This window comes from Streptomyces sp. NPDC055140, assembly GCF_053607285.1.
Map to the genome: position 1 here is coordinate 157569 of NZ_JBSGTG010000017.1, position 24273 is coordinate 181841.

The following is a 24273-nucleotide window of genomic DNA, read 5'->3' on the forward strand; positions in this document are numbered from 1 at the left end:
GGCACCGTGCAGATCACCCCCATCCGCGAGGCCATCGCCGCCGCGGCCAAGACCGTGGCCTTGCCCGCCGGCATCGCCAAACTCAAGACCTACGGCTACGTGCCCGACGCGGTGTCCGCGCCGTGCTTCTTCGTGGCCGAGGTCGACATCACCTACGACAAGACGTTCGGCCGCGGCACCGACCAGCTCGACTTCACGTGCCGCGTCCTGATCAGCGCGACCAATGACCGGGCCTCGCAGCGCATCCTCGACTCGCTGCTGTCCGGCTCCGGCCCAGCCTCGCTCAAGCAGGCCATCGAGGCGGCCCGCGGCGCGGCCGGCGAGTACGCGCTTGGGGGCCTGGCCGACGATCTGCACATTCAGCGCGTGCAGGGATATCGCTGGTACGAGCACGCGGGAGCCGAGTACGTCGGCGCCGAGCTGGTCATCAAGGTCATCGGGAACGGGAGCAGCTGATGGGCAAGTTCGTACTCACTGACGTCAGGCTGTTCACCGGCGGCGCCGATCTGACCGGGAACTCCAACAAGGTCGAAATCTCCTCGGAAGTCGAGGACAAGGAGACCACCAACTACGCCTCCCAGGGCTGGAAGGAAGTCCTGGGCGGGCTCGCCTCGGCCGAGATCGCCGGGGAGGGCCAGTGGGAAGCGGGCGACCCCGGGAAGGTCGATGACGCGGCCTGGGTGCAGCTCGGGGGCGCCGGCCCGTGGTCGGTCGGCCCCGCCGGGGCTGCGGTCGGCTCGCTGGCCTACTTCACGAACGCCCTGCGCTGTGACTACAAGCTGGGCGACGCAGTGGGCGAGGTCGCCCCTTGGGCGTCCACCGGCAAGAGTGCGTGGCCTCTGGTACGCGGCCAGTTCGCGCACCCTCCGGGCACTGCGCGCACTGCTACCGGCACAGGTACGTCGCTGAACCTTGGCGCCGTCCCGGCGGGCAAGCGGCTGTACGCCGCGCTGCACGTGCTGTCGGTGGCGGGCACGGCCACGCCGACGATCACGGCGCGTGTCGAGTCCGACGACTCGGCCGGTTTCGCCTCGCCCGCCACGGTCCTGACGTTCGCCGCGGCCACCGCTCCGGGCGGGCAGGTCCTGCGCACGTCCGGGTCGGCCATCACTGACTCGTTCTTCCGGCTCGCCTGGACTATCACCGGCACCGGGCCCAGTTTCATGTTCGCTTCCACCGTAGGGATCTGGTGATCACCCATGCCGAAGATGGTTCTCCTGGCGCAGTACGTCAGCATCAACGGGGTCGACCTGTCCGACTCCACCCGCAAGGCCGAACTCTCGACCGAGGTCGAGGAGAAGGAAGTCACCAACTACGCCTCGCTCGGCTGGAAGGAACTCCTGGGCGGCCTCAAGTCCGCTGAGTTGGGCCTGGAATTCCTGCAGGACGTCGCTGCAACAAAGATCGACAGCATCATGTGGCCGCTGCTCGGCACGGTCGTCCCGTTCGAGGTGCGGCTGTCCAACGCTGTGGCCGGCGTCTCGAACCCGAAGTACACCGGGTCGATCCTCATCAACGGCTGGAACCCCATCGAGGGCTCCGTAGGTGATGAGGCGTCCGTGTCGGTGGGCTACCCGACGTCGGGCGCCGTGACCCGCGCCACCAGCTGATGGCCGGCGGTGGCGGGCCGCCGTTCACCCTCGGCGTGGAGACGCACGACGGGTTGGCCGCCCTGGTGCGGGCGATCCGCGCCGAGGAGGACGGCAAGGACCTGCGCAAGGACCTCGCGAAGAACATGCGTGAGGCCCTCAAGCCTGGAGCCGCGCAGGCCAAGTCTTCGATCATGGCGATGGTGTCGACGGGGCGCCGCTCACAACCGGCGCTCCGCTCCTCGATCGCCCGCAAGATCCGGCCCGAGGTCAAGCTCGGCGGCCGCTGGTCCGGGGCACGCGTGAAGGCCTTCAAGACGAAGAACGTCCGAGGCTTCCCCAACGCCCCCAAGCGCACCAACCGCGCCTCCGGCTGGCGCCACCCGGTCTACGGCAACCGCGACAACTGGGCTCACCAGCGCGGCAAGTTGGAGTGGTTCGACCGGGCGTTCGCGGGGCGTGAAGGCATCTACAAGCAGGCCGTAGAGCAGGCCATGAACGATATGGCCCGGCGCATCGCGTCCCGGGCCGGATAGGAACTCGATGTACCTGGTCTACACGCCCGAGGGCGCGGACGAACCCAAGCGCTGGAAGTACAGCCCCAAGCGGCTCATGTCCGCCGAGCGGGAGATGCTGGAGCGGCGCACCGGCCGGAACTTCTCCGAGTTCACCCAGGACGTCCTCAAGGGCAATAGCCAGTGCCGCCGCGCCCTGCTGTTCATGTTCCAAAAGCGCGAGCACCCCGGCGTGCGGTACGAGGACATCGACTTCGCGTGGGACGAGCTCACCCTCGAGCACTCCAAGGGCGAGCTGTTGGCGATGCGTGAGCAGGTAGCCGACAACGTGCCGCCCGATCAGCTGACCGCGGTCCTGGCGAAGCTCGACGAGGAGATCTCCGAGGCCTACGAGGATCCGGACGACGAGGGAAAAGCGAGTCTGCCGATCGCCGAATGAGGCGACTCGGCGACGCCGCCCACCTGCTCCACATGCGGCCGCGTGACTGGGACGCGTGCACGGTCGAGGAGACGGACTTCCTGCTCGATTGGCTCGACGGCTACGAGAAGGCCCAGCAGGACGCCAACAACAAGGCCAAGCAGGGGCGCTGAACGCCCCCTCGAAAGGGGGGCGTTGACGTATGTCAGACACCTCACTGGTGTTCAACCTCGTTGCCCGTGACCGGGCGACGGCCACGCTGGGCAAGGTCCGCGAGAAGTTCGACCAGGCGGCCGCGGGCATCGCTACCGGCGTGGCGGCCGGCCTCGGCGTCGGTGTCGCCGCGTCGCTGGACATGTCGGCCGCGAATGCGAAGCTGGCCGCGCAGCTGGGCGTTGGTCCCGCCGAGGCGGCGCAGCTGTCCAAGGCCTCCGCCCACGTGTACGCGAACGCGTGGGGTGACTCTTCTCAGACCGTCAACGATGCGATCCGCGGCGTCTACCAGAACATCGGTGACACCTCGAAAGCCAAGGGCGGCCTCGAGGGCGTCACGACCAAGGCCATGGCGCTGGCCGAGACGTTCGACCAGGAGGTCGGGCCGACAACTGCCGCGGTCGGGCAGATGCTCAAGACCGGCCTTGCGGCCAACGCCGATGAGGCGTTCGACATCCTCACCAAGGGCTTCCAGTCCGGCGCCAACAAAGCCGACGACCTCCTGGACACCGTGAACGAGTACGGCACCCAGTGGAGAAAGTTCGGTATCGACGGCAAGACCGCGATGGGCCTGCTGTCGCAGGGCCTGAAGGGCGGCGCCCGGGATGCCGACCTGGTCGCCGACTCCATCAAGGAGTTCAGCATCCGGGCGATCGACGGATCCAAGACCACCGCGCAGGGCTTCAAGTCGATCGGTCTGGACGCGGGCACCATGGCCGCGAAGATCGCAAAGGGCGGCAAGTCGGCCTCCGGCGCACTTGACCTCACCCTCGACAAGCTGCGCGGCATCAAGGACCCGGTCAAGCGGTCCGCGACCGCCGTGCAGCTGTTCGGCACCCAAGCGGAGGACCTGGGGGACGCCCTCTACTCTCTGGACCCGTCCAAGGCCGTCGACAGCCTGGGCCAGGTCGGCGGCGCCGCCGACAAGATGACCAAGACCCTGTCCAACTCTCCGGCCAAGACGCTGGAGCGCTTCAAGCGGCAGGCCGTCACCAAGCTCGCCGAGGTGTCCGGCTCCTTCATCCAGTTCGCCACCAAGAACAAGACCGTCATGGAGCCGCTGGCCTACACCCTGGCCGGACTGGCCGGGGTCATCCTCGCCATCAAGACCGGCATGATGCTGTGGGCCGCAGCCCAGACCGCATGGGCCGGAGCCACCGCGCTGGTCACCGGTGCCCAGTGGCTGTGGAACGCCGCCCTCGCCGCCTCTCCCGTCATCTGGGTCATTGCCCTGATCGTCGGCCTGGTCGCCATCATCGTGCTGATCGCGACCAAGACGACCTGGTTCCAGACGCTGTGGAAGGCCGTCTGGGGCGGCATTAAGGCGTTCATGGGCGGTGTCGTCGACGGCATCAAGACCGGACTTGCCTGGTTCGGCTCCCTGCCCGGCAAGTTTTCCGGCTGGTTCAACGCGGCCAAGTCCGCAGCCGTGAAGAAGATGTCCGACCTGCTCACCTGGCTGCGCGCCCTGCCCGGACGCGTGGGCGGTGCCATTGCCGGCCTCGTCGGCACCCTGCGCCGCAAGGCCTCCGACAGCTTCAGTGCCTTCCGCGAGGCCGCCGTCGCCAAGGCCTCGTCTTTCATCGCCTGGGTACGCGGCATCCCCGGCCGGATCGCCCGCGGTATCGGCTCCCTCTCTGGGCTCCTGGTCGGCAAGGGCAAGGACGTCATCCGAGGCCTGTGGAACGGCATCAAGTCCATGGGCTCCTGGCTCAAGGGCGTCCTGATCAGCTTCGCGAAGAACCTGATCCCCGGGCCGATCGCCAGGGCGCTGGGCATCGCCTCGCCGTCCAAGGTCATGGCGCGCGAGGTCGGCCAGTGGATCCCCACGGGCATCGTCGCGGGCATCGAGAAGACCGCCCCCGAGCTGGACCGGCGCATGAGCAGCCTCGTCCAGCCCGACCAGGCCCGCCCGGGCGGGCCGCTGACCACCGGCATGGCGCCCCTCATGGGCGCGCAGGCCAGCGGCGGACAGGTGACCGTCCGGTTCGAAATGGGCGGCGCAGACAACGAGTTCAAGCGCCTCATGCGGAAGATCGTCCGCGTGGACGGTCGCGGAAACGTACAGGTCGCCTTCGGGCAGACGAAGTAAGGAGACCCCCGATGCCGTTCCCCCAGTCCCCGCTCGACGTCCTGGTGGAGCTCGGACTGGGAGGCACGTGGACCAACATCACCAGTGACGTCCTGGTCCGCGACGGCATCGACATCTCCCGCGGCGGCCGCGACGAGTCCCCCCGCGTCGACCCGTCCACCTGCACCCTCACCGTGAAGAACCAGGGCGGCAAGTTCAGCCCGCGCAACCCGCTCGGGCCCCTGTACGGGCAGATCGGCCGCAACACCCCCCTGCGCGTATCCGTGAACACCGGCCCCGCGTTCCTCGCGACGACCGGCACAACCAGCTCGGACAACGGGGCCAGCACCCCGGACGCCGCCGCGCTGGACATCACCGGCGACATCGATATTCGCTTCGAAGCGACGCTCGCCAACTGGAGTGCGGCGGGCTCGGTCGAGCTGTGCGGCAAGGGCCTGAAGAACACCAATCAGCGCTCGTGGCTGCTGATGGCGCGTGACGGAAACCTCCACTTCGAGTGGTCCACGGACGGCGTATCGACCCTCCAGAAGGACTCGACTGCGCCGATCCCCGCATTCGCGCACCTGGCTGTACGCGTGACGCTCGACGTCAACAACGGCGCCGGCGGGAACACGCTCACCTTCTACACGGCCCCCTCGATGGCGGGGCCGTGGGCGCAGCTCGGCGCGCCGATCGTCACTGCGGGAACCACCAGCATCTTCAACTCGACGGCGCCCGTGCGGGTCGGCGACGGCTGGGGTGACCTGGGATTCCCGTGCAGCTCCGGCGCCGTCCAGCGGTTCGAGCTGCACAACGGCATCGACGGCACCATCGCCTGCTCGCCGGACTTCACCGCACAGACACCCGGCGCTGCCAGCTTCGTGGACAGCAACGGACTGACGTGGACGGTCGGCAACGCCACGAGCATCAGCAACCGGCGCACGCGGTTCGTCGGCGAGGTCTCCTCGTGGCCCGCCCGCTGGGATGTCTCCGGCAAGGACGTCTACGTGCCGCTGGAAGCAGCGGGCATCTCGCGGCGCCTGGGTCAGGGCGCCAAGCCCCTGGCGTCCGCGCTGCGGCGCCGCGTCCCCTCCTACCAGCCGCTCGCCTACTGGCCCATGGAGGAGGGCACCCTGGCCACGCACGCCGACTCGCCCGTCGAGGGCGTGCGCCCCCTGACCGCGTCCGGCCTGAACTGGGCGCAGAACGACACCCTTCCCAGCTCGGAATCCCTGCCGGTCCTCGCCAGCAACAACGGCGTCCTGCCGCGCATGCGGGGCGAGATCCCCAGCCCGAGCGGCTCACTGACCGGATGGAGCATCTACTGGCTGTACCGGCTGGACCAGGCCAACACCAGCATGCGTACTTACCTGCGCTTCACCAGCACCGGCACCGTGGCGGACTGGTACGTGCAGACATCCGGGTCCAGCGGGTCGACGATCCGCGGCCTGGACGCCGACGGAAACGTCGTCGTCAACCAGGCCATCGGCACCGGCAGCGACCTGTTCGGCCAGTGGGTACAGGTCAATTTCAGCCTGACGCAGTCCGGCGGCACAGTGAACTGGGTGGTCGTTTGGGAAGTCCTCGGCACCGCGGCCGGCCAGTCTTCCGGCAGCTACACCGGCACGACCGGACGGCCCACTGCCGTCCTGTCCCCGCCGGACGGCTTCTCTCCGGAGCTCGACGGGATGGCCATCGGGCACATCTCCGCCTGGCCGGCGCCGACCACGGCGGCCTACGACAATGCGAACCTGGCCTGGGCGGGCGAGACGGCGGGCTCCCGGCTGCTGCGCCTGACCGCCGAGGAATCCATCCCGCTCGCGTTCCAGGGCGATTCTGGCGCCACCGAGCGCGTCGGCCCGCAGACGCCCATCACGCTCCTGGAACTCCTCGACGAGTCCGCGGACGCCGACGGCGGCATGCGCTACGAGTACCTCCCGACCGCCGCCCTGGCCTATCGCAGCCGAGCGACGTTCTACAACCAGACACCGCGCCTGGCCCTCGACTACGCGGCACGCGGCGAGGTAGCCCCGCCTCTGGAACCGGTCGACGACGACCAGCAGGTCCGTAACGACATCACGGTCGCGCGCCGAGAGGGGTCCTCGGCCCGCGCCGTCCTGGAGACCGGCGCCCTGTCCATCAATCCGCCACCCACTGGTGTCGGCATCTACGACGAGCAGGTCACCCTCAACCTGTTCGATGACAGCCAGCCCGAGCAGCACGCCGGCTGGCGCCTGCACCTCGGCACCGCCGACGAGGCCCGCTACCCGTCCGTGCACGTCAACTTGGCCGCGGCCCCGCAGCTTGCGCAGGCCGTGACCGACACCGACATCGGCGACCGCATCACCATCGCGAACCTGCCTGCCTGGATGCCTCCAGGCGGCGCGGACCTGATCGCCCGCGGCTACGCCGAGACCATCGGCGTGTACGACTGGGACGTCACCTACAACTGCACCCCGGCCAGCCCTTGGACCGTGAGCGGCATCGCCCCCGACCCGGCCGCGCAGCCCTGGCAGACCGCCTACACCCAGACCTTCACCGGCGGCGCCGGCGGATGGCGCCTGGTGAGCTCCGGCGCAGGCGCAGACCTGGGACCGGCACCCGTCCAATTGGACGGCGGCGACATGGCCGCCTACGCGTCCACCTCAGTGATCTACGAGGACACGACGACGCTGCCCTACGACCCGATGGCCACCTACCGCATCACCGCGACGTTCCGCACGAAAACGGCGCCGACCTCGCCCGCTCTGGCGCGCGCCTACGCCGGGTTCACCGGGGTCCGCGCCGATGGGACGCGCTGCAACTTCACCGGTGCCAACTCCGTGTCCTCGCAGTCCTACGCCGTCCTGCGGGGCACCGTGCCGCCGGCCACGTACACCACGTACACCGGCTATGTGCACGGCGTCGTCAACCCCGGTGACGCCGGAGCCAACAACGATCCGGCCAGCCCGATGCGGATGCACCCCGACGTCGTCGCTGTGCGCCCGCTCGCCTATCTCCTCAATGGCTGCACCGATGGCGAGCAGTACCTCACCCAGTTCACCATCGAGAAAGCCAAGGGCGCCCCGGACCAGGTCGACACGGACGGCAGCATCATCGGAGCGAACGCCACCTCGACGGCGACGCAGCTCCTGGTCCACACCGTCCCGCAGGGCAACGGGCCACTCATCCCCTGGGCGTCCACGGCCGGCCTCGCCCCGACCGGGCCCGCGGCGTTCCCCATCGAACTCCGGACAGGCGGGGAGGTGGTGCGCGCCTGGGACATTCAGCCCGCAGGCTGGGACACGTTCGACCGCACCGTGGCCAACGGCTGGGGCACAGCAGCCAACGGCGTCGCCTGGGCCATCCCGGGCGGGGCCGCCTCCGAGCGGTCCGTGAACGGCGCACAGGGCGTCGTCACCATCCCCGGCGCGTCCATCTCCACCGTCCGCTTCCAGACCCTCGCCACGGGCATCGCCGACTGTGAGGTCCGCGTCCGCTTGTCGCCCGGGCAGGTCTCGACCGGGGCCAGCATCGTCCCCGCGATCCTGCTGCGGTACGTGGACACGTCCAACTACTACCGGGCCCGGCTGCACTTCGCGACCGGCGGCGAGCTATACCTGTCCATCACCCGCGACACCACCCAGCTCGGCGGCACCCCCCAGCTCCCGCTCAGCTACGCCTCAGGCGACCAGTTCGAGATGCGGGTACGCCTCACCGGGCACCGCATCCAGATGCGCGTCTGGCCCACCGGGGCGCTCGAACCGAGCATCTGGCACAACGACGTCACGGTCACCGCAAGCACCATCGCCACCGGCGCGGTCGGCGTCACCGCCTCCGGCTTCACGGGCAACACCAACACGAATCCGGCCATGGGATTCGACCAGTTCGAGATCGTCTCCCCGCAGACCGTCACCGCCGTGCGGTCCGTCAACGGGATCGCCAAGGCCCAGACCGCCGGCACTGACGTGCGCCTCGCCACCCCACCGATCACCGCCCTGTAGGGAGGCACCCTCTTGCCCCGATACCCCAGCATCCCGGCCGGGCAGCGCCTCACCGGCGCGCTCCTGGCGTCGATGCTGCCTGACATCTACTGGAAGACCGCCAACCTCGATCGGGCCTCGACGACGACGTTCGCCGACGACCCCGACCTGACTGCCCAGTTGGAGGCAGGCGCGACGTATCACGTCACGTTCTACCTGCACTACGCCGCGATCGACCTGGCCCGCTTCAAGACCATGTGGAACGCGCCCTCCGGCGCGAGCGGCCTGCGCTCAGCGATGGGCCCGGACCAGGGCGTCACCCTGTCGGGCACCTCCGCGGGTGGTACCGGCCGCTGGGGTGTCCACAACTTCTCAACGTCGGTCACCTACGGCACCCGCGACCACGCCACCAACCAGTGCGCGGCAATCGAAGAAGGCACGGTCACCACCACCAGCGCCGGAACCCTTGCCCTGCAGTGGGCGCAGGTCACCAGCAACGCGACCGCCGCGCGCATGGGCGCCGGTTCCTCCATGCACGTCCGACGACTCGCCTAGGAGACCGACATGGCCGACTCCATGCCGTACCCGTACTACCGGCTCACCGGCGATGGCCGTAACGAGACCGGGTTCACGCTCACTCTCCGCGTCGAGGAGGGCGCGGGCGGGCCGCTTCCGGGCCAGACGACCGAGTCCCTCCTCGACGACATCCGCGTGCTCCTCGCTGGCTACGACCCGGACGCGACGACGTCCCTGTCCCGTTCCGAGATCACCATCACCAGCAACCTGTAAGGGACCCGATGACAACCAGCCGCGGCATCGACGTATCCGCCCATCAGGGCGCGCAGCACTGGGCAGAGCACAAGGCGGATGGCGTCGCCTTCGCGTTCGCCAAAGCCAGCGAGGGGCAGCACTCCCGCGACCCCCGCTTTGCCACCCACATCACGGGCATCCAGGCGGCAGGGCTGATCGCCGGGGCCTATCACTTCGCGTGGCCCAACCAGTCGGCGGCGACTGAGGCCGCGAACTACATCGGCGCGGTGAAGCCATACGCGGGCAAGGGCTTCGTGCACTGGCTGGACCTGGAGCGCTACAGCGACGGCCGCAACTACAAGGGCAGGTCGGCCGCGCAGATCAAGGCCTACGTAACGGCGTGGATCGCGGCCGTGGAGAAGGCGTTCCCGGGGCAGCGCGTCGGCGTCTACACCTCGGCCGACGACCTCGCCCATGGCCACGTCCCCGCAGGCGTGCCGCTCTGGTACCCCGCATACCCGGGCACGAGCGTGGACTCCTACGCCGAGGCGGAGAAGCGCTCCCGCCCCAAACCGTCCGGTCACTCGCCGCAGTTCTGGCAGTTCGTCGGCAGCCCGCTCGACCGGTCCATCTGCTACCTATCCGCGGCCGAGCTGCGCGCGTGGGCGGGCGGCATCCCCTCCGAGTCGGGCAGCACGCCGGCCAAGCCGACAGTCAGCCTCGCTCACGTCGTATACGCGGCGCGGCACGACCCGGCCGCCTCGCAGGGCCACACCTCGTACAAGGCCGAGGTCCTCACCGTTGAGAAGGCGCTGAAGTCCGAGGGCCTGCTCGCCTCGACCTACGTCGACGGGTCGTTCGGCACCAAGACCGTGGAGTCGTATGCCCGTTGGCAGCGCTCCCCGGCTGGCGGTGGCTACGTCGGCAAGGACGCCGACGGCATCCCCGGCAAGTCCAGCCTGCAGCGCCTCGGCGCCAAGCACGGCTTCACCGTCACCGCCTGAACCCCCGGAGAACTCATGAAGGTCTCGCAGTACCTGAAGGCCGTCGTCGCGGCGGCCGCGGCCGGTGCCGCCTCGCTCGTCACCGCGCTGCAGGACGGCACGGTCACCACGCAGGAAGGCGTCACCGCCGGCTTCGCCGTACTCGCGGCACTCGGCATCACCTGGGCTGTCCCCAACAAGCAGCAGCCCGAAGAGCCCGCGTCCACAGTCACGGGCGTCTGACCCTGCCCACCCAGCGCAACCGGGAGGGCGCACATGGATGCCGCCACAGTCACAGCCCTAGGCGTTCTCGGCAGCGCCGCCGTGGCCGGGGTGGCAGCCATGTACGGCTCCCGGATCGCAGGGCGAACCCAACGGGAGGGCGGAGTCATCGGCGGCTACGACAACCTGACGGCGCGCCTGGTCGCCGAGAGAGACAAGGCGGAAGCAGACCAGGCTAAGGCCGAGTCGAACGTGCAGATGCTGGAACTGGAAGTGGCCCGCCTGCGGCTACTGGTGACACAGCTCGGGGGGCATCCATGACCCGCGCCGAAAGAGCATTCGCCCGCCGGCGTCACCTCCTGTGGATCGCGGCCGCACTGCTGGCGCTGACCGGCGCCGTCATCCTCACCTGGCAGCGCATCGACCACGAGGCGTCCGCCCGTAAGGAAGCGATCGCCGAGGCGAACCTGCGCGGCGACGCCGTGTCCACGTTGGCCGGCGACGTCCGTCAACTCCGGTCACAGCTGCAGGCGAAGGGCGAGAAGCCGGCCGTGCCAGATCCGTCCAGAGCCGTCGAGAACCTCCCTGACCGGGCCAAGGTTCCGGTCCCGATCCCCGGGCCGCCTGGCCCCAAGGGGGATCCCGGAGAGCCTGGCAGTCCCGGCCCATCCGGCTCGCCGGGCAAGAGTGGGGACGATGGTACGGACGGCGTCGGCTCCACTGGCCCGACCGGTGCCGCTGGTGCGGACGGAGCAGATGGAGCGGCTGGCCCCCAAGGGGAGCCAGGCCCGGCCGGACCGCAGGGCGAGCAGGGCCCGGCCGGAAAGGATGGCCAGGACGGCCAGCCCTGCCCCGATGGGTACAGCCTCCAAGCCCCGGCCTCCGATCCGGACGCGCTCGTGTGCCGCCGCGACGGCGCACCGCAGCCAGAGAAGAAGCAGGACAACGGCCTGCTGTCCCTCGGTCTCGACCCGACCCGTCGCCAGTACGCGTGAACGACTACGGCCCCGCTCTCCTTCGGGAGGGCGGGGCCGTTTCGTTGTGCCCCGTGGTGTGTTGACGTGCGCCGTAGGCTGGCAATACGGCACCGCCCCTATCGCGAGGGAGCAGGCATGGACAGTCCCGACGAGCTCAGCACTGGCGAACGGATCAAGGCGCTCCGTGAATCCCGCGGTCTGACCCGTCCCCAGCTGGCGCAATTGTGTGGACGCGGCCCGGACTGGCTGAAGAAGATCGAGACGAGCGAGCGCGAACTCGACTCGTACACGCTCCTGTTGCGGCTCGCCGCAGCGCTGCAGCTCGCCGACCTGTCCGTACTCACCGGCACCACGGACGGGCCTGCACAACCCGCGCCGCTCGGCCGCCTCGCCCACCCGGGCATGCCCGAAGTGTGGTCCGCCGTGATGAACCGGGCGCTCGCCCCGTCACTTCGGCCGGCCGCGCCCGTCGACCCTGCGCTGCTGCAGGGGCGGGCCGATCAGTCGTGGAAGCTCTGGCACAAGTCCGGGTACAACCGGAGCGAAGTCGGCGCGCTGCTGCCCGAGTTGATTCGCGACGGCGAGGCAGCCGTCCGCGCCCTCGGCGGCGACCAGCGCCGCGCCGCACTCGTCGCCCTGTCCGACATCTACCGCCTCACAGGGCAGGCCACCGCGTACATCGCGCCGGCCGAACTCGCCTGGGTCGTAGCCGACAGGGCTCTGGCCGCGGCGCAGGATGCCGACCAGCCCGCCGCCATAGCTGCGTCGGCGTGGAACATGGGCAACATCCTGAGGGAAACGGCGTACCCCGAAGAGGCGCTGCGCGTCGTCAACGAGGCCGCCGACTTGATCCGCCCACACCTCGACGGCGCACCCGAGGACTGGCGCGGTATCTACGGTGCGCTGCAGCTGCACGCAGCCGTGACGGCCGCGCGCGAGGGACGCGAGGGCGACGCCTGGCGCTACTGGGACAAGGGCGACCAGGTCGCCAAGTCCCTGCCCGCCAACTACGTTCACCCGTCCACCGTGTTCGGGCGCGCCAACGTGGACTTCCACGCCGTCTCCGTAGCCACTGACCTGCTGAAGTCACAGAAGGCCCTCGGCCTGGCCGACGACATCGACCCTGACGTCATGCCCTCGCGTGAGCGCCGCGCCCGCCTGTGGGTCGAGGTCGCGCGCGGGCACCTGCAGCGGGGCGACCGCACGGCTGCCCTGCACGTCATGAAGCTCGCGCACGAGATCGGCGCCGAGACCGTCTCGTACACGCCATCCGCGCGTCAGGCCGTGGCGGAGCTCTGGCGCACCGCGCCCCGCGCCATGCGCAAGGAAGCGGGGACGCTCGCCGCGGCCGTGGGCGTGACCACCGGCTGAGCAAGGGGGACAGGCTGGGACAGGGGGACAATCTGTCCCCCTTCTCTGCTGTCTGGGCCCTTACGGTTCTGGCTCCGCAGAACCGAGGGGGTACCCGTGAGCCACGTCCCATTGCACGCCTCCATTCGTCGGGGTGAGCCGCCGACCACCGACCCGGTCACGGGCGAGGTGCGCATCCCTCTCGCCCTCTACGCGGTCGACATCCACCAGGGCGACACCGAGCTGGTGCTGTCCCGCACCGAGGCGCAGCCGGTCCTCGACGCGCTGCTGCGCACGGCACGGCCACAGTTGGAGGTCGTGTCGTGAGCCTCGTCCACGCACCGACGGAGATGATCCCGGTCGACGTGCCGGCCATCGGCAGCCTGAGTGAGAACCAGCAGTGCGGCAGGTCTTGCGCCTGGTGCGACCGCGTGATGCTCGGCAGTCCCGCCGTCGACCTGGGCGAGCGCGACGACGCCGAGTCTGGCCGGCGCCTGTTTCCGCGTGCCTGCCCGGACTGCACCCGCGACCACGTGTACGTGCAGCTCGTCACCCACTCCGCCAGGTGCGGGCAGTGCGCCGACGACGGCGGCCCCTGCCCCGACTCGACGGAGCTGCGGCGCGCACTTCGCGAAGGGCGGCGGCTGTGAGCTACGAGGGCGTGCGGCTCTGCTGGACGTGCCAGAAGCCGATCCGCCCCGGCGAGAAGACCCGGAAGACCGACGTGTTCAGCGCGTCCGGACCCGGCGCCACCGTTGAGTTCCACGCCCCGCTATGCCCAACCACTCCGCCCCCGTACCAGCGGGCACCCGTCCCGCGTAGCCACTAGACCCCCGCCGCCTGTGCGCCTGCACGCACGCACGGCGGCGGGACAGGGCGGGCCGCTCGACGGCCGAGCAGTGGGAGCGGCCCGCCCAACATCTACCGCCCGCCTCGTACCCCCGCTGGGGGCGGGCGGGACCAGGCCCCGACCGGAGTGCATCCCGGTCGGGGCCGTCCCATGCCGCAGGCCCGTTCGCGTTACGGCTATGCGTAGAGGAAAGTCGAGAACTCCGCTACCGTTACGGCTATGCGTAGAGGAATCTGCCGCCAGTGCGGCGCGGAAGGCCTTGAAGTGGTGTACGTCGTGCAGGGCGGCGTCCGGTATCACCGACAGCGCTCTTGGACCCCCGAGCGCCTCCATATCTGCCGGGCCTGTTACGACCTCGGCCCAACCCCCATGCGGGAGTGGCGCGCAAGGCGCGTTTGCTGGACCGGGCTCCCGGGCCGTGGTGAGCTCATGCCGCCCACCTCGTGCGAGCACTGCGGCCTGCTCTTCGTCCGGAACGCCGATCCCCTGCTACGGCGGATGACATGCTCGGCCTCCTGCCTGACATCTCTAACGCGTAGCCGTAACGGAAACAACGGCAACGGTCAGCCGTGCGAGACGTGTGGCGAGCGGATCACTACGGGCCGCGCCGACTCCCGTTACTGCAGCTCAGCGTGCCGACAGAAGGCTTACCGACGGAGAGTCTCCAACGCGTAGCCGTAACGAATTCTGACCTCAGACGCCTCTCCTCGCACCAGCCGTAACGGTCACGCGTTGTCACTTTCACCTAGTGGTGTCTTGATCACATGTTGGGGTTCCCGGAGCCCGTACCGCCGCTGATCAGGAAGGACAGCCGGGCGTCGAGAAGAGCCCGAAGCACCCGGTCCCCGCCAGGCGGCACCGTCCCCGCCGTCACGAGCTCCTCCAGCGTGAAGGCACGCGGCCGCACCACCCGCAGCGACAGGCACGCACAGCCGACGGCGACGGGCGGCAGCACAGCATGCAGCCGGGTCCCGTCCGGCAGCCGGGCGTCGACCCACGGCCTCGCGTCGTCCAGGCGCCGCCCGGCGACCCCCGCGAGCCGTTGCGCGAGCCTGCGCACGGATGAGGTGCTCTCGAACGCCACGCCCGTCAGCTCCAGGCCACCGCCCCGGTCCACCCACACCCGGTCGGGTGCGGACACCAGCACGTCGGTCACCGAGGGGTCGGCGAGCAGAGGTTCAAGCGGTCCGGTGCCCACGAGTTCGGAGCGCAACTGACCGGCCGCGCCCAGCACTTCGGTGTCCCCGAGGAGCTTCCCTTGGGCCCTGAGCGCCTCCGCCACCCGCGCCGGGGTCGCCTCCGCACCGTTCTCCGCGAGCCACTGCCGCACCCCGTCCAACATGCGCGCGCCCACGACCCCACTCACGCGCCGCCCACCGTCATCACCGACCACACCCGTACTCACAGCCCACCCCCGTCGACCCGCCACACCCGCAGCTCACCCGCACTCGCACCCACGCCCACATGCCGACCCCCGCACCCCCACTCCCACGCCCCGCTCTCACGCCCCACCCCCCTCATCCGCCACAACCGGCACCCGCTCCCAAAAGGCCGTGCAGAACCGCGCGAGCGGCCCCCGCGCCGCACCACCCGGCGGCAGTCCACCGCCATCGGCCGCCAACAGCGCGCCCTCCGACGGAAGTTCACCGACGAGCGGAAGCCCGAGAAGCCGTGCGACCTCCTCCGGATCGAGCAAGCCGGCCGCACCCCCGCGCGAAGGCCCCACGACCACGCGCAAGTCACGCAGCACCATCCCCACGCCGGAGGCGACCCGTTTCGCAGCAGCGACAGCCCGCAACTCCGGCGGCACCACGAGGAGCCCCAGATCCAACTGGGCCAGCGCCTCGGCCGCCCCTTCGTCGACCCGGCGCGGCAGATCCACCACCACCGCGCCGCCCCGCCGCCGCGCCGCGGCCAGCACCGCCCGTACGGCTTCGGGCGGGACCGCCACCGTGTCGCCCCGGTCCCAGCTCAGCACCCGCAGGGCATGCAGCTCGGGCAGCGACTCCTCCAGCGCGCCCCCCGCGACCCGCCCCCGCGACTCTGCGAACGCGGGCCACCTCATCCCTTCCGCGGCCTCCCCGCCGAGCAGCACGTCGAGCCCGCCGCCCAGCGGATCCGCGTCGACGAGGAGTGTCCGCCGCCCGGTCCTCGCCGACGTCACGGCGAGCGCGCACGCCAGAGTGGACGCCCCGGCACCACCTCGCCCGCCGATCACCCCGACGGTGAGCGCGGGCCTCCCCACGCCTTCGGCCACGTCGGCGATCCGGTCCATCAGCCACTGCTCGCCGTCCGGCAGCATCAGCACATGGTCGGCGCCGATCTCGACGGCTCGCCGCCACACCCCCGAATCGTCCTGGTCACGCCCCACCAGTACGACGCCACGCCGCCGCGCCACGCCCCGCACCCGCTCGACGGCGTCGTCCCCGACCAGCACCAGCGGCGCCGATTCCCAGCTCCCTCTGCGCTCCGGCACCCCGTGATGGACCTCGGGCCGCGCGCCGGCCGCAGCGCACAGCCGCAGCAGGTCGTCCAGCAGATCCACGTCCTCGGTCACGATCAGCGGTGTGCGCCGCCGCCCGTCGGCGACCGGCGCCCGGCCGCATGTGATGGCTCCCGCCACGATTTCCGCCCCCTCGCTCGCTGTCCCGCTCGCACCTGCGAGCCGGCTACTCCCCTCGCGCAGCCAGACCCGGCCGACAGCCCGACCGGGAAACGGAACCGGTAATGAACACCGGTCCCGACTTCGCGAGTGGAATCACCGTGCAGCGATCCCGGAAATCGTGTGGATCTTGGTCAATTACTGTGGACAAGAGAGCGCTTGTGAATATCCCCATCACCCATACCGGTGACATCACTTGTGCCATCTAGGGCGACCCCTCAACTACCCCCTCCAAACCTTCCACAGAGCAGCCCCTCGGCTACACACAGTGACGCACATCGGGCGCGAGGCGGCATCCGCCGGAAGCACGGCGCGGGGCGACACAAGGGTGGAGAACGCAAAAGTCCGGACCCAAAGTGGGTCCGGACATGCGACGACCCCCGCCGGGGGGGAGAGCGGGGGTCGTCCCCACGGTCCGACTCGGGGGGGGAGGAGCCAGACCGGGTTAGCACGGTCGCGAACGATCCGTGACTTCCATGGTGTACCCGAGAGCCTTCTCAGGCAAACCCACGCGCCAGAGCTTACGCCGAATGGTGGGCGCCTATGCTCGGGCTCGTGGAAAACCACTCCTTGACCCACTCGATGCCCCGCACTGCCGCGTTCTTTGACCTGGACAAGACGGTCATTGCGAAGTCGAGCACGCTCACCTTCAGCAAGTCGTTCTACCAAGGCGGGCTGATCAACCGCAGGGCGGTGCTGCGGACCGCGTACGCGCAGTTCGTGTTCCTCGCCGGCGGCGCCGACCACGACCAGATGGAGCGGATGCGCCAGTACCTCTCGGCGCTGTGCCGCGGGTGGAACGTGCAGCAGGTGAAGGAGATCGTCGCCGAGACGCTCCACGACCTGATCGACCCGATCATCTACGACGAGGCCGCGTCGCTCATCGAGGAGCACCACACCGCGGGGCGCGACGTGGTGATCGTCTCCACGTCCGGCGCGGAGGTCGTCGAGCCGATCGGTGAACTCCTCGGCGCGGACCGTGTGGTGGCCACGCGCATGGTGGTGGGCGACAACGGCTGCTTCACGGGTGAGGTGGAGTACTACGCGTACGGGCCGACGAAAGCAGAGGCGATCGAGGAGCTCGCCCGGTCCGAGGGGTACGACCTCTCGCGCTGCTACGCGTACAGCGACTCGATGACCGATGTGCCGATGCTGAAGGCGGTCGGCCACCCCTTCGCGGTCAATCCGGACCGGGCGCTGCGCCGTGAGGCGCTCGCGCGCGAGTGGCCGATTCTCGACTTCAACCGGCCCGTCCGACTCAAGCAGCGGCTGCCCACTCTGTCCGCGCCGTCGCGGCCCGCCCTCGTCGCGGCCGCCGCCGTCGGCGCCGCGGCGGCCACCGCGGGCCTGGTCTGGTACGCCAGCCGCCGACGCGCCACGGCCAGCTGACCGGCTCCTTTGAGCAGGCCCGCCACACGGCCGCCGAAACGGGCCGCCCTCGGCCGCCCGTTTCGCCCCTAATTGAACCTAAAAGTAAAGAAGTACGGCCAGGGGTTTCGCTTCCTCCACTCCTGGAGTACAAATAAGGCAACGGCCCGCGAGACCAAGGGACATCCGAGAGGATCACCTTATAACCGCAACCAAGGCCCCACGGACCGAGCATGAACGCCAGGCACCCACGCGACGTCGACCCGTCGATTACGGGCCAGCCGCACCAGGCCACGGGCTAAGTTCCCGACCTGATGGGCAATTTTCGAGGACGCTTGGTAACCAGGTGAACATGCCAGCGGCGGTACGAGGACTCGTACCGCCGCAACCCTTTTCAGGGACTTCCCAGGAACCCGTTACGGCGCCTACGCCGCTCCGCGCTGGAGCGCCTCGCACACCGCCGTCGACTCCCTGGCGCCGAACTCCACGGACCGCCCGCAGTGCGCGATCCACGCGGCAACCCCTTCCGGGGTGCCCGACACATAGCCTTCGAGGGCGGCCAGGTACTCCGCGCGCCCCTGCTCCGCGTGTCCCACCTCGGCAGGACAGATCGACTTGGGGTCGAGACCGCTGCCCACCAGGACGATGCGCTCGGCCGTGCGCGCGACCAGCCCGTTGTGCGACCCGAAGGGCCGCAGCGCGAGCAGCTCGCCGTGCACGACGGCCGCGGTGACCAGGGCCGGAGCCGAGCCGCCCGCAATGATCAAGCCGGAGAGCCCTTCCAGCCGACCCGCCACTTCCTGAGCGTCCGGCAGCGGCAGCTCGACCAGCGGCTCATCGACCGGCTCGCCTGCCTGACGGGGGCGCCCCACCGTGTCGCCGTCATCGGCCGCCGCCACGAGGTGCAGGCGTGCGAGCACCCGCAGCGGGGACTGCCGCCAGATCGACAGGAGCTGGCCTGCCTCCGCCGTCAGCCGCAGGGCAGCGCCGACGGTGCGCGCCTCCTCGTCCCCGCCCGCGCCGCTGAAGTCGGAGCGCCTGCGCACCTCTTCGAGCGGCCAGTCGGCGCCGGACAGCGCTGCGCTGCCCCGCGCGCCGCGCAGCGCGGCCTCGGAGGTGACCGCGGTGCTGCGACGGCGCATGACCCGGTGGCCGTAGACCCGGTCCACGGCCTTGCGCACGGAGTCCACGGAGTCGGCCACGCCCGGAAGGGCCCCCAGGGCGGCAAGGGGGTCGGCTGTCGTACTCATGGGTACGACCCTACGCAGTTCGGGGCCCGGCCCCACGAAGGAGTGGTCTTCTTCACGCTGCACGGACACGAGCAGCGACGATCCCACTACCCTTGGTGAACATGAAGATCGCTTTCGTGGGGAAGGGCGGCAGCGGGAAGACCACGCTGTCCTCGCTCTTCATCCGTCACCTCGCCGCCATGGGCGCCCCGGTCATCGCGGTGGACGCCGACATCAACCAGCACCTGGGGCCCGCGCTCGGTCTCGACGACGACCAGGCGGCCGAACTGCCCGCCATGGGCGCACGCCTCCCCCTCATCAAGGACTACCTGCGCGGCTCGAATCCACGGATCGCCTCCGCGGACACGATGATCAAGACGACCCCGCCCGGCGAGGGCTCGCGCCTTCTGCGGGTACGCGAGAACAACCCGGTGTACGACGCGTGTGCCCGACCCGTGGAACTCGACGGCGGGGCCGTGCGTTTGATGGTCACGGGCCCCTTCACCGAAGCCGACCTCGGTGTCTCCTGCTACCACTCCAAGACCGGAGCGGTGGAGCTGTGTCTGAACCATCTCGTCGACGGCCGCGACGAGTACGTGGTCGTCGACATGACCGCGGGTTCGGACTCCTTCGCCTCCGGCATGTTCACCCGCTTCGACATGACGTTCCTCGTCGCCGAGCCGACGCGTAAGGGGGTTTCGGTCTACCGCCAGTACAAGGAGTACGCACGGGACTTCGGCATCACGCTGAAGGTCGTGGGGAACAAGGTGCAGGGCCAGGACGACCTCGACTTCCTCCGTGCACAGGTGGGGGACGACCTGCTCGTCACCGTCGGGCACTCCGACTGGGTACGCGCCATGGAGAAGGGCCGCCCGCCCCGGTTCGATCTCCTGGAGGAGCCCAACGCGGCCGCCCTGCGCACGCTCAGGTCCGCCGCGGACGCCGCCTACGCGGGCCGCGACTGGGAGCGCTACACACGCCAGATGGTCCACTTCCACCTGAAGAACGCGCAGAGTTGGGGCAACGCGAGGACAGGCGCCGACCTGGCGGCCCAGGTCGACCCCGCCTTCGTCCTCCAGGAGAGTGTGGCCGCCACCGCCTGACCGGCGCGGCCACGCCCGACCGGCTCGGCTACTGCTTGACCGCCGGCGCTCCCGGTACCCCCTTGGGTGCCGGGGCGGGGCTGGTCGACATGAAGGATGCCCAGCCCTGCGCGGGGGCCTCTCCGACGCCCAGCGTGGTGAGCCGTTTCAGGGTCCGCGGGTCCTGGGCGTCCAGCCAGTCGGCGAGCTGGCGGAAGGAGACGCAGCGCACCTCGGGTTTGTTGCACACGGTGTGGACGGTCTCGTCGACGGCGCGCATGTAGTTACCGCCGTTCCAGGACTCGAAGTGGTTGCCGACGACCAGCGGCGCGCGGTTGCCGTTGTAGGCGCGGTCGAAGCCCTGGAGGAGGCTGTCGCGCATCTCGTCACCCCAGAACTCCTGCTTGTCGGGATCGCCCTGGGTCGCGGTGCCCGACTGGTCGACCATGAAGTTGTAGTCCATGGTGAGCTGCTCGGACTTGTGCCCGGGGAAGGGCACGAGCTGCATCGACAGATCCCACAGGCCGTCGTTCCTGTTGGGCCAGACCTGATCGTCGACACCGCTGGAGTCGTAGCGGAACCCGAGGTCGTGGGCCGCTCGCCGGAAGTTCTTCCGACCCTCCAGGCACGGGGTGCGGGCGCCGATGAGCTCCTTGTCGTAGTCGAAGGGGAGCGGGGCGGCGTTCTTCATGCCCGTGTTCGTCTTCCAGGACTTCACGAACGACCTGGCCTGGCGGATCTCGTCCTTCCAGTCGGCCACCGACCACTCGCCGACGCCGCCGCCCTTGCCGCAGAAGTGGCCGTCGAAGTGCGTGCCGATCTCGTTGCCCTCGAGCCAGGCGCCGCGGAGCTGGTCCACGGTGCCCTTGATTCCCTGCTCGTCATTGAAGCCGATGTCCGAGCTGCCCGGTGAGTGCTGCGGCGGCCGGTAGAGGCCGCGCTTCTCCTCCGGGAGCAAGGACACGCCGCTGAGGAAGTACGTCATCGTCGCGTTGTTCTGCTTGGCGACCTTGCGGAAGTGCGAGAACAGCTTCTGGCTGCCCTCCCCCGCGCCGTCCCAGAAGAACACCACGAACTGCGGCGGCTTCCGGCCGGCCTTCAGACGCTCGGGCCTGGGCAGATGCGGCTGGCTTCCGGTGAACGCGGTCGAACCGTCCCCGATCAGCCGCATCACGCCTCCCGGCGCGAGGGCGGTGGCCGCCTCCTTCGGGCCGGGAGCGCCCATCTGGGGTCCGGTCGCCTGGTGGTCACCTGTCGCGCAACCGGACAGGGCTGCGGCACACGCCGCGACGGCGGTGAAGCTCGCGGCGAGCTTCTTGGTGGCGGCCATGTCCGCCCACCTTCTTCCTTGGTCTCTTCGGCTCGGATCTCTCCGCACCAGGGCAGATGAAATGCGGTGAGATGCCGCATTTGCCGACGGCGCCGCCAACGTCACACGACGCCCGAGGAAGAATTAATACGACAAGCCAAAGAAAGACCCCATTCACCCATCAGGGTGAATGGATGCCCCATTTGCTCCGAAAATACGTCCGCAATCTTTACTCTGCATTACGATCCATTTACCGAGCGTTGATTCATCCCGCCGCTGCACGCCGTGATCCACGGCCGCGACCCTGCCCCGCCACAGACGGGGCCCCCTCGTTCCGCGACCGCGCTGCCCCGGAGGAGACGGGAAACATGTCAGCCTGCGTCCCCACACGCCCCGCCGATCCGACACGGACCGACGAAACCAGCCGCACCCATCCACCCCACAGCCCGCCGCCGAAGCCGCCCCGCCGCTTCCGCATCTCGGGCGCCGACCTGTCCGCGTCCGGGGCGGTCTTCCTGATCGCCCTGCCGCTGTCCCTCGGAATCGCCCTGGCCACCGGGGCCCCGCTCCAGGCGGGACTCGTCGCCGCCGCCGTCGGCGGACTCGTGGCCGGCCGCCTCGGCGGCTCACCCCTCCAGGTCAGCGGCCCCGCCGCCGGTCTCACCGTCGTCACCGCCGACCTCATCCACCGTTACGGCTGGCGGACGACCTGCGCGATCACCGTCATCGCCGGAATCGCCCAACTCGGCCTCGGCTGCCTACGCGTGGCCCGCACCGCGCTCGCCGTGTCCCCCGCCGTCGTCCACGGCATGCTCGCCGGAATCGGCGTCACCATCGCGGTCGCACAGGTGCACATCGTGCTCGGCGGCACCCCCCAGAGCGCCGTTCTCGACAATCTCCGTGCGCTGCCCGCCGAGTTGACCCACGTGGACCTGGCCGCGCTGCTCCTGAGCATGCTGACGCTCGCGGTCCTGTTCACCTGGCCCCGGATCCCCGGACGCGCCGGGCGGGCCCTGCGAAGAGTGCCCGCCGCGCTCGTCGCCGTCGCCTGCGCCACCGCGACCGCCGCGTTCGCCGGGATCACCGTGACCAAGGTCGACCTGCCGTCCTGGAGCAGCCACGCTCTGGCCGGCCTGCCCGAAGGGCCCGTGATGGGCCTCGCGGCGGCCGTCCTGACCGTGACGCTCGTGTGCAGCGTGCAGTCGCTGCTCGGCGCCGTCGCCGTGGACAAGCTCGCGTCCTCGAAGCCCGCCCTGCGGCCGGAGGCGCGCCGCTCCGACCTCGACCGGGAACTGCTCGGTCAGGGAGCGGCCAACATCGTCTCCGGCACCCTCGGCGGACTCCCCGTCGCCGGGGTCGCCGTCCGCAGCGCAGCGAATGTGAACGCAGGCGGTGAGAGCAGGAACTCCTCGATGCTGCACGGCGTTTGGGTAGTGGTGGCCGCGCTCCTGATGGTCCCGGTGCTTGAGCAGATCCCCCTCGCCTCACTCGCCGCCCTGGTGATGGCCGTCGGTATCCAGATGGTGTCCCTGCACCACATCCGGACGGTCACCCGCCACCGCGAGGTCCTCGTCTACGCCGTGACGACGCTCGGCGTGGTCGCCCTCGGTGTACTCGAGGGCGTGGCCCTCGGCATCGCGGTCGCCGTCGGGGTCGCGCTGCACCGGCTCACCCGCACCCGGATCACCCACTCCGTGGACGAAACAGACGCGGCGGGCGGCGGGACCCATCACGTACGGGTGCGCGGGCAGCTGACGTTCCTCGCCGTACCTCGCCTCAGTCGCGTACTGCACCAAGTACCCCAAGGAGCCGGCTGTGTCGTGGAGTTGGACGGGTCCTTCATGGACCATGCCGCGTTCGAGTCCCTGCAGGACTGGCAGAAGTCACATGTCGCACAGGGCGGCAAGGTCGAGGTGACCGGGCGGGCGGGTACCCGTATCGCCGAGCCCGCGTCGACGTCGAACTCCTGCTGCCGGCCCTGGACACCCTGGCGCAACCACCACTGCGACCGTCCGCAGGCCGAGACCACCGAGCCCCCCGCGGGCGGTGGCGGGTATCAACTGGCCAGCGGAATCAGCGCGTTCCAGCGGAACACGGCGCCGCATGTGCGGGACGAACTGGCCCGGCTCGCCCGTGAGGGGCAGCGTCCCACCCAGCTGTTCCTGACCTGCGCCGACTCCCGGCTCGTGACGTCGATGATCACCTCCAGCGGCCCCGGCGACCTCTTCGTCGTCAGGAACGTGGGGAATCTGGTGCCGCTGCCGGGCGCCGAGAGCGGAGACGACTCGGTCGCCGCGGCCATCGAGTACGCCGTCGACGTACTGAAGGTCCAGTCGATCACCGTGTGCGGGCACTCCGGCTGCGGCGCGATGCAGGCGCTGCTCAACAATCCGCCCGAGGGTGGCGCGCAGACACCCCTGAAGCGGTGGCTGCGGCACGGCCTGCCGAGCCTCGCCCGCATGGCGGTCGCGAACCAGCCATGGGCGCGGCTCGCCGGGCGCGCCCCCGCCGACGCGGTCGAGCAGCTCTGCCTGACCAATGTCGTCCAGCAGTTGGAGCATCTGCGGGCCCACGAGTCGGTGGCCCGCCGCCTCCAGGAGGGCTCGCTCGAGCTCCACGGGATGTACTTCCACGTGGGCGAGGCGCAGGCCTATCTGCTCACCGAGCAGCCCGACGAGGTGTTCGACCAGGTGGAACCGGAGGGCGAACTGCGCCCGGCCTGA

23 protein-coding genes and 1 pseudogene are annotated in these 24273 nt (G+C 70.0%); 20 read left to right on the forward strand and 4 right to left on the reverse strand.

The annotated features are described in order from the left end of the window. Positions 1–6 precede the first annotated feature (6 nt). The 17 genes from ACWFR4_RS29165 to ACWFR4_RS29245 all read left to right on the forward strand — a co-directional run bounded on the left by ACWFR4_RS29165 (position 7) and on the right by ACWFR4_RS29245 (position 13700). Positions 7–456: a hypothetical protein gene (locus ACWFR4_RS29165; RefSeq protein ID WP_453655327.1), complete on the forward strand. Its 450-nt coding sequence runs from the start codon at positions 7–9 to the stop codon at positions 454–456. Then, positions 456–1193 carry a hypothetical protein gene (locus tag ACWFR4_RS29170; protein WP_453655329.1) on the forward strand — a complete coding sequence of 246 codons (738 nt, stop codon included), beginning with the start codon at positions 456–458 and terminating at the stop codon, positions 1191–1193. Before ACWFR4_RS29165 ends, ACWFR4_RS29170 begins: the two co-directional genes overlap by 1 nt. Positions 1194–1199: 6 nt before the next feature. Beyond that, the gene (locus ACWFR4_RS29175) at positions 1200–1610 is read left to right on the forward strand and encodes a hypothetical protein (protein ID WP_453655331.1); all 411 of its coding nucleotides are present in this window, start codon (positions 1200–1202) and stop codon (positions 1608–1610) included. Between the two features lie 35 nt (positions 1611–1645). Beyond that, entirely contained in the window at positions 1646–2125 is a 480-nt protein-coding gene (locus ACWFR4_RS29180) for a hypothetical protein (protein ID WP_453655333.1), read from the forward strand. Positions 2126–2132: 7 nt separating this feature from the next. Then, on the forward strand, positions 2133–2543 hold the full coding sequence (locus tag ACWFR4_RS29185; protein ID WP_453655335.1) for a hypothetical protein: 411 nt from the start codon (positions 2133–2135) through the stop codon (positions 2541–2543). Then, the gene (locus ACWFR4_RS29190) at positions 2540–2695 is read left to right on the forward strand and encodes a hypothetical protein (protein ID WP_389942951.1); all 156 of its coding nucleotides are present in this window, start codon (positions 2540–2542) and stop codon (positions 2693–2695) included. The genes ACWFR4_RS29185 and ACWFR4_RS29190 overlap by 4 nt, the downstream gene beginning before the upstream one ends. 29 nt (positions 2696–2724) lie before the next feature. Continuing rightward, on the forward strand, positions 2725–4827 hold the full coding sequence (locus ACWFR4_RS29195) for a phage tail tape measure protein (RefSeq protein WP_453655337.1): 2103 nt from the start codon (positions 2725–2727) through the stop codon (positions 4825–4827). A gap of 11 nt (positions 4828–4838) precedes the next feature. Continuing rightward, the gene (locus ACWFR4_RS29200; RefSeq protein ID WP_453655339.1) at positions 4839–8789 is read left to right on the forward strand and encodes a hypothetical protein; all 3951 of its coding nucleotides are present in this window, start codon (positions 4839–4841) and stop codon (positions 8787–8789) included. Positions 8790–8801: 12 nt separating this feature from the next. Continuing rightward, positions 8802–9323 (forward strand): hypothetical protein, encoded by a 522-nt coding sequence (locus ACWFR4_RS29205; protein ID WP_453655341.1) that lies wholly within the window; start codon positions 8802–8804, stop codon positions 9321–9323. Positions 9324–9332: 9 nt separating this feature from the next. Beyond that, a complete protein-coding gene (locus tag ACWFR4_RS29210; protein ID WP_453655343.1) occupies positions 9333–9557 on the forward strand; it encodes a hypothetical protein in 225 nt (74 codons plus the stop codon). A gap of 8 nt (positions 9558–9565) precedes the next feature. Continuing rightward, entirely contained in the window at positions 9566–10522 is a 957-nt protein-coding gene (locus ACWFR4_RS29215; protein WP_453655345.1) for a GH25 family lysozyme, read from the forward strand. A gap of 15 nt (positions 10523–10537) precedes the next feature. Then, complete coding sequence (locus ACWFR4_RS29220) at positions 10538–10744, forward strand: hypothetical protein (RefSeq protein WP_453655347.1); 207 nt, start codon at positions 10538–10540, stop codon at positions 10742–10744. A gap of 33 nt (positions 10745–10777) precedes the next feature. Further along, positions 10778–11044 (forward strand): hypothetical protein, encoded by a 267-nt coding sequence (locus ACWFR4_RS29225; RefSeq protein ID WP_453655349.1) that lies wholly within the window; start codon positions 10778–10780, stop codon positions 11042–11044. After that, positions 11041–11718: a collagen-like protein gene (locus ACWFR4_RS29230; RefSeq protein ID WP_453655350.1), complete on the forward strand. Its 678-nt coding sequence runs from the start codon at positions 11041–11043 to the stop codon at positions 11716–11718. Before ACWFR4_RS29225 ends, ACWFR4_RS29230 begins: the two co-directional genes overlap by 4 nt. Positions 11719–11835: 117 nt before the next feature. After that, positions 11836–13071 carry a helix-turn-helix domain-containing protein gene (locus ACWFR4_RS29235; RefSeq protein ID WP_453655351.1) on the forward strand — a complete coding sequence of 412 codons (1236 nt, stop codon included), beginning with the start codon at positions 11836–11838 and terminating at the stop codon, positions 13069–13071. 96 nt (positions 13072–13167) lie between these two features. Further along, on the forward strand, positions 13168–13377 hold the full coding sequence (locus tag ACWFR4_RS29240; RefSeq protein ID WP_453655352.1) for a hypothetical protein: 210 nt from the start codon (positions 13168–13170) through the stop codon (positions 13375–13377). Next, positions 13374–13700: a hypothetical protein gene (locus tag ACWFR4_RS29245; protein ID WP_453655353.1), complete on the forward strand. Its 327-nt coding sequence runs from the start codon at positions 13374–13376 to the stop codon at positions 13698–13700. Before ACWFR4_RS29240 ends, ACWFR4_RS29245 begins: the two co-directional genes overlap by 4 nt. A 963-nt stretch (positions 13701–14663) precedes the next feature. Here ACWFR4_RS29245 and ACWFR4_RS29250 read toward each other — a convergent pair. Together ACWFR4_RS29250 and ssd are read right to left on the reverse strand one after the other, a co-directional pair. Beyond that, a pseudogene (locus ACWFR4_RS29250) lies at positions 14664–15242 on the reverse strand (ATPase, T2SS/T4P/T4SS family); the annotation flags it as partial. 159 nt (positions 15243–15401) lie between these two features. Further along, positions 15402–16523 (reverse strand): septum site-determining protein Ssd, encoded by a 1122-nt coding sequence (gene ssd, locus ACWFR4_RS29255; RefSeq protein ID WP_453461139.1) that lies wholly within the window; start codon positions 16521–16523, stop codon positions 15402–15404. Positions 16524–17105: 582 nt separating this feature from the next. Between ssd and ACWFR4_RS29260 the strand changes: the two genes are divergently transcribed. Continuing rightward, on the forward strand, positions 17106–17951 hold the full coding sequence (locus ACWFR4_RS29260; RefSeq protein WP_453655354.1) for an HAD family hydrolase: 846 nt from the start codon (positions 17106–17108) through the stop codon (positions 17949–17951). Between the two features lie 404 nt (positions 17952–18355). Here ACWFR4_RS29260 and ACWFR4_RS29265 read toward each other — a convergent pair whose 3' ends face one another. Continuing rightward, the gene (locus ACWFR4_RS29265) at positions 18356–19180 is read right to left on the reverse strand and encodes an oxidoreductase (RefSeq protein WP_453461134.1); all 825 of its coding nucleotides are present in this window, start codon (positions 19178–19180) and stop codon (positions 18356–18358) included. A 101-nt stretch (positions 19181–19281) separates the two neighbouring features. On the opposite strand from ACWFR4_RS29265, the gene ACWFR4_RS29270 reads away from it, so the two are divergent. Further along, on the forward strand, positions 19282–20262 hold the full coding sequence (locus ACWFR4_RS29270) for an ATP-binding protein (RefSeq protein WP_453461131.1): 981 nt from the start codon (positions 19282–19284) through the stop codon (positions 20260–20262). A 28-nt stretch (positions 20263–20290) separates the two neighbouring features. On the opposite strand, the gene ACWFR4_RS29275 is transcribed toward ACWFR4_RS29270, so the two are convergent. Further along, positions 20291–21571 carry a hypothetical protein gene (locus tag ACWFR4_RS29275; RefSeq protein ID WP_453655355.1) on the reverse strand — a complete coding sequence of 427 codons (1281 nt, stop codon included), beginning with the start codon at positions 21569–21571 and terminating at the stop codon, positions 20291–20293. A 347-nt stretch (positions 21572–21918) separates the two neighbouring features. Here ACWFR4_RS29275 and ACWFR4_RS29280 point away from each other — a divergent pair, with 347 nt between their 5' ends. Beyond that, positions 21919–24273 (forward strand): bifunctional SulP family inorganic anion transporter/carbonic anhydrase, encoded by a 2355-nt coding sequence (locus tag ACWFR4_RS29280; protein WP_453655356.1) that lies wholly within the window; start codon positions 21919–21921, stop codon positions 24271–24273.

Excerpts from the sequence above, each read along its gene's own strand:
- ACWFR4_RS29175 (WP_453655331.1), top strand. The coding sequence starts at position 1,200 with ATGCCGAAGATGGTTCTCCTGGCGCAGTACGTCAGCATCAACGGGGTC.
- ACWFR4_RS29185 (WP_453655335.1), top strand. The coding sequence starts at position 2,133 with ATGTACCTGGTCTACACGCCCGAGGGCGCGGACGAACCCAAGCGCTGG.
- ACWFR4_RS29195 (WP_453655337.1), top strand. The coding sequence starts at position 2,725 with ATGTCAGACACCTCACTGGTGTTCAACCTCGTTGCCCGTGACCGGGCG.
- ACWFR4_RS29210 (WP_453655343.1), top strand. The coding sequence starts at position 9,333 with ATGGCCGACTCCATGCCGTACCCGTACTACCGGCTCACCGGCGATGGC.
- ACWFR4_RS29220 (WP_453655347.1), top strand. The coding sequence starts at position 10,538 with ATGAAGGTCTCGCAGTACCTGAAGGCCGTCGTCGCGGCGGCCGCGGCC.
- ACWFR4_RS29225 (WP_453655349.1), top strand. The coding sequence starts at position 10,778 with ATGGATGCCGCCACAGTCACAGCCCTAGGCGTTCTCGGCAGCGCCGCC.
- ACWFR4_RS29235 (WP_453655351.1), top strand. The coding sequence starts at position 11,836 with ATGGACAGTCCCGACGAGCTCAGCACTGGCGAACGGATCAAGGCGCTC.
- ACWFR4_RS29190 (WP_389942951.1), top strand. The coding sequence starts at position 2,540 with ATGAGGCGACTCGGCGACGCCGCCCACCTGCTCCACATGCGGCCGCGT.
- ACWFR4_RS29270 (WP_453461131.1), top strand. The coding sequence starts at position 19,282 with ATGAAGATCGCTTTCGTGGGGAAGGGCGGCAGCGGGAAGACCACGCTG.
- ACWFR4_RS29280 (WP_453655356.1), top strand. The coding sequence starts at position 21,919 with ATGTCAGCCTGCGTCCCCACACGCCCCGCCGATCCGACACGGACCGAC.
- ACWFR4_RS29260 (WP_453655354.1), top strand. The coding sequence starts at position 17,106 with ATGCTCGGGCTCGTGGAAAACCACTCCTTGACCCACTCGATGCCCCGC.
- ACWFR4_RS29265 (WP_453461134.1), bottom strand. The coding sequence starts at position 19,180 with ATGAGTACGACAGCCGACCCCCTTGCCGCCCTGGGGGCCCTTCCGGGC.
- ACWFR4_RS29170 (WP_453655329.1), top strand. The coding sequence starts at position 456 with ATGGGCAAGTTCGTACTCACTGACGTCAGGCTGTTCACCGGCGGCGCC.
- ACWFR4_RS29230 (WP_453655350.1), top strand. The coding sequence starts at position 11,041 with ATGACCCGCGCCGAAAGAGCATTCGCCCGCCGGCGTCACCTCCTGTGG.
- ACWFR4_RS29200 (WP_453655339.1), top strand. The coding sequence starts at position 4,839 with ATGCCGTTCCCCCAGTCCCCGCTCGACGTCCTGGTGGAGCTCGGACTG.
- ACWFR4_RS29215 (WP_453655345.1), top strand. The coding sequence starts at position 9,566 with ATGACAACCAGCCGCGGCATCGACGTATCCGCCCATCAGGGCGCGCAG.
- ACWFR4_RS29275 (WP_453655355.1), bottom strand. The coding sequence starts at position 21,571 with ATGGCCGCCACCAAGAAGCTCGCCGCGAGCTTCACCGCCGTCGCGGCG.